Annotated in this window: 14 protein-coding genes; 9 read left to right on the forward strand and 5 right to left on the reverse strand. The window is 62.4% G+C overall.

Annotation, left to right across the window (positions count from 1 at the left end):
* Window positions 1-128 precede the first annotated feature (128 nt).
* From EOA28_RS12085 to EOA28_RS12100, 4 genes are all read left to right on the forward strand, one after another.
* Window positions 129-1,241 carry a CaiB/BaiF CoA-transferase family protein gene (locus tag EOA28_RS12085; RefSeq protein ID WP_245501513.1) on the forward strand — a complete coding sequence of 371 codons (1,113 nt, stop codon included), beginning with the start codon at window positions 129-131 and terminating at the stop codon, window positions 1,239-1,241.
* 36 nt (window positions 1,242-1,277) lie between these two features.
* Window positions 1,278-2,048 (forward strand): HugZ family protein, encoded by a 771-nt coding sequence (locus EOA28_RS12090; protein WP_127250709.1) that lies wholly within the window; start codon window positions 1,278-1,280, stop codon window positions 2,046-2,048.
* A gap of 159 nt (window positions 2,049-2,207) precedes the next feature.
* Complete coding sequence (locus tag EOA28_RS12095; RefSeq protein ID WP_127250708.1) at window positions 2,208-2,546, forward strand: metalloregulator ArsR/SmtB family transcription factor; 339 nt, start codon at window positions 2,208-2,210, stop codon at window positions 2,544-2,546.
* A 52-nt stretch (window positions 2,547-2,598) separates the two neighbouring features.
* Complete coding sequence (locus EOA28_RS12100) at window positions 2,599-3,396, forward strand: RNA methyltransferase (RefSeq protein ID WP_127250707.1); 798 nt, start codon at window positions 2,599-2,601, stop codon at window positions 3,394-3,396.
* A 174-nt stretch (window positions 3,397-3,570) separates the two neighbouring features.
* On the opposite strand, the gene EOA28_RS12105 is transcribed toward EOA28_RS12100, so the two are convergent.
* Both EOA28_RS12105 and EOA28_RS12110 read right to left on the reverse strand, forming a co-directional pair.
* Window positions 3,571-4,713 (reverse strand): hypothetical protein, encoded by a 1,143-nt coding sequence (locus tag EOA28_RS12105; protein ID WP_127250706.1) that lies wholly within the window; start codon window positions 4,711-4,713, stop codon window positions 3,571-3,573.
* A gap of 133 nt (window positions 4,714-4,846) precedes the next feature.
* On the reverse strand, window positions 4,847-5,383 hold the full coding sequence (locus EOA28_RS12110; RefSeq protein ID WP_245463440.1) for an EipA family protein: 537 nt from the start codon (window positions 5,381-5,383) through the stop codon (window positions 4,847-4,849).
* 385 nt (window positions 5,384-5,768) lie between these two features.
* Between EOA28_RS12110 and EOA28_RS12115 the strand changes: the two genes are divergently transcribed.
* Together EOA28_RS12115 and EOA28_RS12120 are read left to right on the forward strand one after the other, a co-directional pair.
* Window positions 5,769-6,398, forward strand: a complete 630-nt coding sequence (locus EOA28_RS12115) for a histidine phosphotransferase family protein (RefSeq protein WP_127250704.1) — start codon at window positions 5,769-5,771, stop codon at window positions 6,396-6,398.
* 429 nt (window positions 6,399-6,827) lie between these two features.
* On the forward strand, window positions 6,828-7,196 hold the full coding sequence (locus EOA28_RS12120; protein ID WP_126064597.1) for a response regulator: 369 nt from the start codon (window positions 6,828-6,830) through the stop codon (window positions 7,194-7,196).
* Between the two features lie 68 nt (window positions 7,197-7,264).
* Here EOA28_RS12120 and ctrA read toward each other — a convergent pair whose 3' ends face one another.
* Window positions 7,265-7,960 (reverse strand): cell cycle two-component system response regulator CtrA, encoded by a 696-nt coding sequence (gene ctrA / locus EOA28_RS12125; protein ID WP_006203583.1) that lies wholly within the window; start codon window positions 7,958-7,960, stop codon window positions 7,265-7,267.
* Between the two features lie 449 nt (window positions 7,961-8,409).
* Here ctrA and EOA28_RS12130 point away from each other — a divergent pair, with 449 nt between their 5' ends.
* Window positions 8,410-8,787, forward strand: coding sequence for a flagellar export protein FliJ (locus EOA28_RS12130; RefSeq protein ID WP_126064596.1), 378 nt, complete (start codon window positions 8,410-8,412; stop codon window positions 8,785-8,787).
* A gap of 101 nt (window positions 8,788-8,888) precedes the next feature.
* Here EOA28_RS12130 and EOA28_RS12135 read toward each other — a convergent pair whose 3' ends face one another.
* Window positions 8,889-9,287 carry a helix-turn-helix domain-containing protein gene (locus EOA28_RS12135; protein WP_127250703.1) on the reverse strand — a complete coding sequence of 133 codons (399 nt, stop codon included), beginning with the start codon at window positions 9,285-9,287 and terminating at the stop codon, window positions 8,889-8,891.
* A gap of 91 nt (window positions 9,288-9,378) precedes the next feature.
* Here EOA28_RS12135 and EOA28_RS40155 point away from each other — a divergent pair, with 91 nt between their 5' ends.
* Window positions 9,379-9,951, forward strand: a complete 573-nt coding sequence (locus EOA28_RS40155) for an alcohol dehydrogenase catalytic domain-containing protein (RefSeq protein ID WP_245463355.1) — start codon at window positions 9,379-9,381, stop codon at window positions 9,949-9,951.
* The gene (locus tag EOA28_RS40160; protein ID WP_245463356.1) at window positions 9,858-10,301 is read left to right on the forward strand and encodes a zinc-binding dehydrogenase; all 444 of its coding nucleotides are present in this window, start codon (window positions 9,858-9,860) and stop codon (window positions 10,299-10,301) included. Before EOA28_RS40155 ends, EOA28_RS40160 begins: the two co-directional genes overlap by 94 nt.
* Before the next feature lie 61 nt (window positions 10,302-10,362).
* Here the strand turns inward: EOA28_RS40160 and EOA28_RS12145 are convergent.
* Window positions 10,363-10,621, reverse strand: a 259-nt coding sequence (locus EOA28_RS12145) for a DUF1153 domain-containing protein (protein ID WP_148670694.1), incomplete at its 5' end; no start/stop codon positions are given.

The following is a 10,621-nucleotide window of genomic DNA, read 5'->3' on the forward strand; positions in this document are numbered from 1 at the left end:
CGGCGAGACCATCCGCCTCGATGGCGCAATCCGCATGGCGCCGAAATAGCGGGATGACGGGATCGCCGACAGGTGCCGGTGTTTCCACCGAAAGGACAGGCCCGCTTGCGGGCCTGAAGGTCATCGAGATGGCCGGGCTCGGCCCGGTGCCGCTTGCCGCCCTGATGCTGGCCGAGATGGGCGCCGACGTGCTGCGCATCGAACGCGCCGATGCCGGCCAGCCGCTTCTGAACCTGCCGGAAGAATACGACCTCGACCGCCACGGCCGTTCCATCCTCAAGCTCGACCTCAAGCGTCCGGCGGGCGCGGAGCTGTTGCTTCGGCTCGCGGCATGGGCCGACTTGCTTGTCGAAGGGTTCCGCCCCGGTGTGATGAAGCGCCTCGGCCTAGGGCCCGATATCCTGCTCCAACACAATCCGGCGCTGATCTATGGCCGCCTGACCGGTTTCGGCCAAGACGGGCCGCTGTCCGGGCGAGCCGGGCACGACATCACCTATCTCGCTTATGCGGGCCTGCTGCACGCGATCGGCAGGAAGGACACGCCGCCGGTGCCGCCGCTCAATCTCCTCGCGGATCAAGGTGGCGGCGCGATGATGCTGATTGCCGGCGCGCTCGCCGCCCTTTTCCAGCGTTCGGTGACCGGAAAGGGTCAGGTGGTCGACGCCTCGATGATCGAGGGGGCCTCAATGCTCGCCGCACCGATCCACGCTTACATGGCGGCGGGCCTGTGGAGCGACAGGCGCGGCGAGAACCTGCTCGATTCCGGCGCGCCGTTTTACGACACCTATGAGACGGCGGACGCGAGGCACATTGCCGTTGGCTGCCTCGAACCGCGCTTCTTCGGCGAATTCGCCAGGCTGCTGCCGCTCGCCGGGCATTTTGTTGGCAGCCAATATGACAGATCGTTGTGGCCCGCGATGCGCGCCGCCATTGCCGAGCGGGTCAGGGAGAAAACGCGCGACGAGTGGGCCGAGCTTTTCGCCACGTCCGATGCCTGTGTCGCGCCCGTGCTGTCGCTGGTCGAAGCCAGGAACCACCCGCACAATCGCGCCAGGCAAAGCTTTGTGACGTCTGGCGGGTTCGAGCGCCCCGCGCCGGCGCCGCGTTTCTCGCAGGACCCGGCAGCGGCTGCGGCAGCACCGGCCGCCGCCGATCGCGAGAGCGCAAGCATATTGGCCCGTCTTGGCTTGAGCCAGGAGGAAATCGCGGCCCTTGCAAAGGCGGGTGTACTCGGCCGATAACCGGAGAATAGAAATCAACTTATCTCGGGTGAGCTTGTGACCGAACGGAAAAAAGATGTCATTCGCGAGACCGACGCCGAAGCGATCAGGCTGGCGAAAACCCTGATCCGATCGGCGCGTTTCGGCGCGCTCGCGGTTATCGAGCCCGGCACCGGCTCGCCGCTGGCGAGCCGGGTCGGCGTCGCCACCGACATCGACGGCGCGCCGCTGATCCTGGTCTCGATGCTGTCCGCGCACACCGGTGCGCTTGTCGCCGATCCGCGCTGCTCGCTGCTGCTTGGCGAACCCGGCAAGGGCGATCCGCTGGCGCATCCGCGCATCAGCCTGGCCTGCCGGGCCGCGCGGCTGGAGCGGGGATCGGCCGACCAGATCCGAGCCGAACGCCGCTATCTCAATCGCAATCTGAAGGCCAAGCTTTATGCCGGGCTCGGCGATTTCTCGTTCTTCCGGCTCGAGCCTGGCCGCGCCAGCCTGAATGGCGGCTTCGGCAGGGCCTATCTTCTCGAGCGCGATGATTTCATCATCGGCGGCGCCCTTGTCGAGGAACTGGCCGGCAGCGAGCAGGCAGCACTCGATCACATGAATGCCGACCATCGCGACGCGATTGCCCTTTATGCCCGTCACTTCGGCCGCGCCGCGGGCGACGGCTGGACCGTCACCGGCTTCGATGCCGACGGCATGGATCTCGCCGCACCGGACGCGACCTGCAGGATCTTCTTTCCCCAGCCTTTGCAAGCCGCGCGCGAGTTGCGTTCGGTGCTCGTCGAGATGGCGAAGGCGGGACGCGCAGCAGAGCAAGAGCGATAGTTGATCGCGCGCCGGCGAAAGCAACGCTTGATAGTTAAACGAAATGATCTACCTTTGTTATGGCGCTGATTCAGCAGCGCCTGTCGACATCTGAACATTGTGGAATCAGGCGCCATTGCCCCCTGGCGCCAGGATGAGCCAGGACCCTTTGGGGGATCTATGATCTCAAACAAACTAATCGCCAATGCGGAATCGGCCGCCGCGTTTCTCACTCTCATGGGCAACGAAAAGCGCCTGCTGATCGTGGCCTATCTGATCGACGACGAAATGTCGGTCGGCGCCATCGCCGAAAAGGTGCAACTCAGCCAGTCCGCGCTGTCGCAGCATCTCGCCAAGCTGAGGGCGCTCGATCTTGTCGAGACCCGGCGCGACCGCCAGATGATCTACTATTCCTGCAAATCCGAAGCGGTGCGCGAATTGCTGCGTATGCTGGAAGGCATTTTCGGCGACGGCGATCTTTCGCAGATGGCCTATCGGTTGCGCCGCGCCGGGGCTTGACCCGCGGCGCCAGCGGCTCATTACCTCGCTGACCATCCTCGGCGAGGCCTGTATGAACATCATCCCTATCGACGACCCCCGGGACCCGCGCGTCGCCGCCTATCTCGACATCCGCGAGCGCGATCTCGTCGGCCGGCACGGCCGCTTCGTCGCCGAAGGCAAGGTGGTGCTGGACCTCTTGCTGTCGACAGGGCGCTTCGCCGCCGAGTCGGCCCTCATCCTCGAAAACCGGCTGGCGGGCCTGCAGCCGATCTTGCGCAAGGCGCCTTCGGATTTCCCGGTCTATGTCGCGGCCGGCGAGGTCATGGACCGGATCGCCGGCTTCCACATGCATCGCGGCGTCCTGGCGATCGGCATGCGCGGCGATGCGGCGCCCGCCGAACTTCTGGTGCAAGACTTGCCTCGGCAAGCCTTGGCCGTCGTCCTGGTCGGCATCTCCAATCATGACAATATGGGGGCGATTTTCCGCAATGCCGCGGCCTTCGGCGCAGACGCAGTGCTGCTAGACCGGACCTGCTGCGATCCGCTTTACCGCAAGGCGATCCGCGTTTCCGTCGGCGCGGCGCTGAAGGTTCCCTTCGCGTCCTTCAACGATACCGCAGCCTTCACCGGGACGCTCGACCAGCTTGGCTTCAGCCAGTTCGCGCTCTCGCCGCGTGGCGCAACCGACATCCGCGATGCGGAGCGGCCATCGAGGCTGGCGCTCTATCTCGGCACTGAAGGCGAAGGCCTGCCACAAGAGCTGCTTGCCAGACTGCACACGGTAAGGATCGCCATGGCGGAAGACTTCGACAGCCTGAACGTCGCGGCAGCTTCGGCCGTCGCCTTACATCACTTTTCAAACCGGTAGTGGCCCGACCTGAGCCCCAGCAGCTGCGGCGCTCGGAGGTGTGTTGAGATTCAAGTCAGGCCGAGAAAATGACGATTTCCGAGAACCGGAGCGGAGCGTACTTAACGTACGTGAGCACCGGAAGCGCAGGAAGCCGCTATTTGCAGGCCGGCCTCACCTGAATATCAACACACCTCAGCTGGACGAGCTGGCCTTCTGCAAAGCCCTCACGCGGTCGGCAAGGCTGATGCCCCGCCCATTCTGCTGCCCGTCACTCGCCAGGGCCTTGGCGATAGGGGAATCCGGCCCTTCGAGCTTCATCGTCAGATTGACGACCTCGGCCGCCAGCTCGTTCATCTGTTCGCGAAGGCCGGCGCCGGAGCGTGCGTCGCCTGCCGATTCCGGCATTGCTGTCCCCGAGTCGGCAAGATCGCTTTTCAGCCGCTTGTTCTCACGCGCCAGCGCCGTCAGCCTTGCCTCCAGCTGTTCCCGGTCGGCCTCGAGCTTGGCGATCGCCTTGTCGACATCGTCGCTTTTCGCATCCGGGCCGGCAGTCAGCCGCGCGACGCCGTTTGCCACGGCGGTCTCCTTCGAACGTTCGCGCATTCGAGCAAGGTCCTTCTCGCGCCGGTCGAGCTTCTCCTCACGATCGGCGAGCGTGGCGAGCAGCCGCTCCACCTTCTTCTCGAGCTCGGCCGTTTTCTTCTTCTCGACCTTCAACGCTTCGCGCGCAGCCTTGCTTTCCGAGGCGATTTCCTGGCTGTGGCGGTCCGCCTCCTTGCGCTGGCCCTTGAGCAACGCGATGTCGCTGGCGAGCTTTTCCAGCTCGGACTCGCGCGCAACCAGCTCGATCTGGCGGTTCGACGAGGAGAAACTGGCGTCATCATACATTTGCTCGAGCTTCTGCAGCTCCAGCGCGCGCTTCTCCAACGCCCGCTCGGCCTGCGCGTGCTTTTCCGAGAGGCGGTGCAAATCCTCCTCGCGCTGCCTGAGCTCCGCATTTTTGGTCTGCAAATCGGAGAGCGCCTGGTTCTTGTCCCTCGTTTCGACCGCGAGCCCCTTCAGGGCCTCGTGCCCGCGAGCGATCTCCACCAGTTGCTCGGCCACCTTCTCCTGCAGGTTCTTGACGGTTATCTCCAGCCGGCGCGTCGTCATTGCATATTCCGCCCGGACCCGGTCCTTGTCCGCCTGGATCTCGGCTTGTGTCAGCGGCAGCGACGCCTCCAGGCGTCTGCGCGTCAGCACGACGGCCCGCCGCCAGACCGCCGGCGCGATCAGCGACACCAGGAAAACGGCGCTCAGGAAACCGAGTGCGAAGAACAGAACCGACTGGACCAAGGCAGCTATCCACTTTGCGGAGCGGCAATCGCTGGATTGTGCCACCTTGGCATGGCGGAAATTCAACGCCGCGGCAAGAGCTTGCCGCGGCGTGATCAGCACGGTCCGAGCGATTGTAACGGGCAGAACCCGATCAGAACGGGTTCCAGGTCGGCCTTTCGGTGAGCTTCAGATAGCCGAGATTGACCCCGAGGCGGGCGCCGACGCCGGTGCGGATCGGCACCAGCAGCACGCGATTGCTCTGCAGCACGTTGAAGCCCACGCCGGCAATGACATAGGCGGAGCCCGCAACGCCGCCGAAGCGGTTGTAGAGGCTGCTGATGTCGTCGAGGTTGTAGACCAGCATCATCACCCGGGAGCCCTCGCCGCCGAAATCCCAGCCGAGCGACGGCCCTTGCCAGAATACCTTATGGTCGCCGGCGTTCTTGGTGTAGAGCGTCCCCTCGCCATAGGTCAGGCCGCCGATGAGGGCCCCGGATCCCTCCTCGCCCAGCAGGTAGCCGTTCGGCAGGCCGTAGGACGCGAATATCTTCTCGACGACTGTGGCCAAGCCACCGGATGTCTCGCCGAAGAATTTATGACCGGAATCGATGATTTCCTGAGCGGTGTACTGTTGAGCCCGCGATGCCGCGGTCGAAAGGACCAAAGCCCCCAGGAGTGTGATGGTCATGGTGAGGACACGGACGAATGTCCGGTCGTAGTATCGGGAAAACATGCTTCCAATCTCCGTCAGGGAGCACTTTCGCCGACGCCTCGCACCCTTGCGGCTCTTGGCGGCCGTTCAGGGTGGCTATCACGGGCAAACTATGCCGTAATCCTTTTTCAACCATTAAGCTCCGACACGAAGATGGCGGTTCGAAGGCTGAGCTTTGGTCCCGACCACCGGTTTTCCCCCCCGTGAACGCACCATTTTCAGGCTCAGCAATTTGGATTTGTTGCTGCGCGCTCAGGCGCTGTGTATTCAGAAAGCCTTGGAAAGGCGCGTGATTCGTGTAGGCGGGCGCGAAAACGGTCGCTCGGCCATGAACAAGTGACTTGAAGCAGGGATTTCACCGATGGCCGAGCTCTTCACTCTTTCCGCGCCCGATCTCGCGGCGCTGCTTTGCAGCCGCGTCTGCCACGACATCATTTCGCCGGTCGGCGCAATCAACAATGGCCTGGAACTGCTCGACGAAGGCGGCGCCGACGAAGACGCCATGAAGCTCATTCGCCAGAGCGCCAAAAACGCCTCGGCGCGGCTGCAGTTTGCCCGTATCGCCTTCGGCGCCGCGGGCTCCGCCGGGATGATGATCGACACCGGTGATGCCGAGGCCGTGGCCATCGCCTTCTTGAAGAACGAAAAACCGGAACTTATATGGAACGGCTCGCGCGCGCTGCTGCCCAAGAACAAGGTCAAGCTGCTGCTCAACCTCATTCTTGTCGCCCATGCGGCGATCCCGCGCGGCGGCAAGCTGGTGATCACGCTGGAAAACCTCGAAACCGAACCGCGCTTTTCGCTGTCGGCCAGTGGACCGATGCTGCGCGTGCCGCCGAAATTCCTCGAACTGCATTCCGGGCATAAGCCCGAGGAGCCGATCGACGCCCACTCGGTCCAGCCTTACTACACGCTGCTCCTGGCGCGCGAGGCCAACATGACGATCTCGATCCACGCGACCCCCGAAGAGATCGTGCTGACGGCTGCCTAATGCATGTCTCCCGAAAGTGGGAACCGGTTTCGGGATAAAGACATGCGTAAAATCAAAAACCTAAAGCGCATGGAGCGAATCCGAAGGATCGCGACGCGCTTTAATGCATGTCGCCCAGAAGTGTGCGCGGTTCTGGGACAACGACATGCATCAAACAAAGACCTGAACCGCGTCGCCTGAATCCGGTTCAGCGCGACGCGCATTAAGAAAAATACAAGTATCTTTTATTGCCAATATTAGTGTTGGCAGTGCAGATCGAGCAATGCCGGCCGCGATCCATGTAACAGCGTCGTGGCCAAAAACCGCGCGATGCCCCTGTTTGGAAAAACTTTACCTAACGGCTTTTCAGCTTCTTTACCAGATTGGCCTATGGTGCTCACCGGTTACCCGGAGGCTGCCGGTTCGGCAGATGGCAAAGAGGATCCGGACATGAAGCGCTGCCTTTTCGTCGATGATTCGAGCGTCATCAGGAAGGTCGCAAAACGTATTCTTGGCGGCTCGGACATCATCGTCGTCGAGGCGTCGACCGGGGTCGAGGCTACCGAAATCTGCGCCGACGGCATGCCGGACGTCATTGTCATCGACGGCGGGCTGACCGACGTCCAGGCGGTGGACCTTATTCGCCGCATCCGCGCTATGGAAGCTCCCATCAAGCCCCAAATCCTGGTCTCGCTGGTCGAGGTCGATGTGGCCGCGATCATGCGCGCCAAGCGCGCCGGCGCTCAAGGTTATCTCCTGAAGCCCTTCAACCGCGCGCAACTGCTCGAAAGCTTCCGTTTCCTCAAGATCGCCGCCTGATTCGCAGGGCGCGGTCCAACAAAAAACCCGGCCTGAGCCGGGTTTTTGCTTGATATCGCTTGGATCGCTTACGCGCTGACGCGGATATCTTCCGGTTCGCGCAGCACATAGCCGCGGCCCCACACCGTCTCGATGTAGTTCTGGCCGCCGGATGCCGCGTCGAGCTTCTTGCGCAGCTTGCAGATGAAGACGTCGATGATCTTCAGCTCCGGCTCGTCCATGCCGCCGTAGAGATGGTTGAGGAACATTTCCTTGGTGAGCGTGGTGCCCTTGCGCAGCGAGAGCAGCTCCAGCATCTGATATTCCTTGCCGGTCAGGTGCACGCGCTGACCGCCGACCTCGACCGTCTTGGCGTCGAGATTGACCACCAGGTCGCCCGTGGTGATGACCGACTGGGCGTGGCCCTTGGAGCGACGCACAATGGCGTGGATGCGCGCCACCAGTTCGTCCTTGTGGAACGGCTTGGTCATATAATCGTCGGCGCCGAAGCCGAGGCCGCGCACCTTGTCCTCGATACCGGCCATGCCGGACAGGATCAGGATCGGCGTCTTGACCTTGGAGAGGCGCAGCGTGCGCAGGACTTCGTATCCCGACATGTCGGGAAGATTGAGATCCAGAAGGATGATGTCGTAATCGTAGAGCTTGCCGAGGTCGACACCTTCTTCGCCGAGATCGGTCGTATAGACGTTGAAGCTCTCCGATTTCAGCATCAATTCGATGCTCTGTGCGGTTGCACTGTCATCTTCAATCAGCAGAACACGCATTTCATTCCCCTTTTCTGCTGCCGGGCCGTCTCACGACCCGTCCGGGACCCGGAGCAGTGATTGCCTGAACAGAAGGTGCCACCGACTGGTTAACAAATCCTAATTTCGTGCCATACACGATACCAGATTTTTTAACCCCTTTCTACACCCACTTGAATCTAATAACGAATCACAGACGCAAACCGCTAATGCACCACATCAAAAAGTCAGCCTAAGTGACTCCAGAGACTCGCTGGCCCGGGCTTCCGCCGAGAGCCGGAATTTTTACCCGGCCTTAAGTCCTCGCCCGTATGATTAACAATGCCCGTAAACGAATGGTTACCGCCGGCGAAAATCTTTAGGGCTTTGTTTCCTATAGCCCAGGGAAAGCCGGGGGAAACGGGCGGCGCTTGGGTCGTTCCGGGCGGACTGGACGGTATTGCAGGTGTGCGTTTGCGGAGTATCGAATCATGAAGTCACGTGAAAACCTCGTTCGGCTGAAGCAATTTCAGGTGAATGAGAAGCGGCGGCAGCTCTTGCAGCTGGACATGATGATCGCCGAGTTCGAACGCATGGCCGTCGAGCTGGAAGCGCAGATCATCGCCGAGGAGAAAAAAGCCGGCATCACCGACATCAACCATTTCGCCTATCCGACCTTCGCCAAAGCGGCCCGCCTTCGCCGCGACAACCTTAGAAATTCGCAAAGCGACCTCGCCCAGCAGCGAAGCACCGCCGAATCATTACTCGGCGAAGCTGAAGCGGAGCTTTCCAAAGCGGAGATGCTGGAATCGCGCGACACCAAGATCCGCGACGCCGAAATAGGCGGCCGCAGCGCCATGATCGGCTGATCGCCGGCATATCGCAGTCATTGCGGCAGACATGCCGAGCCGGAGGATGCCGCCGGCAGCTTCAGCACCGCCAGCCGGTCGAATCAGCCTCGCCGCCTGCTTCAGGACATGGCCATCTCGTCATGATCAGCCGATGCCCGGGCTCGTGCTTCCTTGATTTCCGGCGCATGTTCTTCGGCCCATGAGCGTATCTGGCTGAGCAGCCCCGCCAGGTTCTGGCCAAGCTCCGTGAGTTCATACTCCACGCGCGGCGGAATGACGGGAAACACCTCGCGCCGCACAAGACCGTCGCGTTCCAGCACGCGCAGCGTCTGCGTCAACATCTTGGGCGTGATGCCTTCCATCTTGCGTGCCAGCTCGCCATTGCGCAGCCGGCCGCGCCGCAGCGCGCAGACGGTAAGATAGACCCACTTGCTGGCCAGCATCTCGAGCACGGTGTGCGACGGGCAGGTGCGCCGGAACGCGTCGTAGCCGAGCGGGGAAACGTCTTCACTATCCATAGGGTGCCTATATATCAAAAAGGTGCATACTCGACAATCAGCTATTACTATCCAAAAGATAGCGGCACATCCACTTGAACAGGAGGCGTTCATGCGTGCCGTTGTCCAGACTTCCGTCGGCGCACCCGAGATCCTTTTCGTTGCCGAGCAGCCTGACCCCGCGCCCAAGCCCGGCGAAGTGCTCGTGCGCGTCAAGGCGGCGGGCATCAACCCAGTCGACGGCGCCGTGCGCGGCGGTTCCTACCCACTGCTCGGCGAGCCGCCCTTCATTCTCGGCTGGGATATTTCAGGAATCGTCGCCGCGCTCGGCGCCGGCGTGACCGCCTTCAAGGTCGGCGACGCGGTATTAGGCATGCCGCGCTTTCCCAAGCAGGCTGGAGCCTATGCCGAGCTTGCCGCAGCGCCGGCGGACGAGATCGCCGCGAAGCCTGCAGCCATCGACCACGCGCATGCCGCGGCCTTGCCGCTCGCCGGCTTGACGGACTGGCAGGGCCTCATCCGCCACGGCACCTGCAGGCGGGCCAACGCGCGCTGGTCCATGCCGGTGCAGGTGGCGTCGGCCATCTGGCGGTGCAGATCGCCAAGGCGCGCGGCGCCTATGTCATTGCCACGGCCAGCCCGGGCAAAACGGATTTCGTCCGCGCGCTCGGCGCCGACGAGGTGATCGACTACACCAAGGATGATTTCACGGGGAAAGTCGGCAATGTCGATCTGGTACTGGATCCGATCGGCGGCGACCATGCCGACCAGTCGCTGGCAGTCCTGCGTGGCGGCGTTCTGGTTTCGCTGCTCAACGTTCACGATGCCACCAGGGCGAAGGCCAGCGCGCGCGGTATCCACGTCGAGCGCATGTCCGTGCTGCCCGACCGCGATGGCCTTGTCGAGCTTGCCAGGCTGGTGGATGCAGGCAAGCTCTCGCCACATGTGGCGAAGACCTTCCCGCTCGACCAGGCGGGAGCAGCCCATGCATTTTTGACCACCCGACCAATTGGCAAGGTCGTGCTGACGGTCTGAGGTTTTACAAAAGCGAAAAGGGCGCGGAACGTCGCGCCCTTTTCGTTAATGTCTGTCCAGCCTAGTGCCGGTATTGCTGGATCCGCGTGGTGCGCAGCCCGGCAAGGCCGTATTCGTCGATCGATGCCTGCCAGGATAGAAATTCTTCGGTGGTGAGCTTGTAGCGCTGGCAGGCTTCCTCAAGGCTGAGCAGGCCGCCACGTACCGCTGCGACAACTTCCGCCTTGCGCCGGATAACCCAGCGCCGCGTGTTCGTCGGCGGCAGATCGGCGATGGTAAGAGGGCTGCCGTCGGGCCCAATAACATACTTGACTCTAGGT

Origin of the sequence: Mesorhizobium sp. M2A.F.Ca.ET.067.02.1.1, from assembly GCF_004023285.1 — a bacterium.
Classification (GTDB): Bacteria; Pseudomonadota; Alphaproteobacteria; order Rhizobiales; family Rhizobiaceae; genus Mesorhizobium.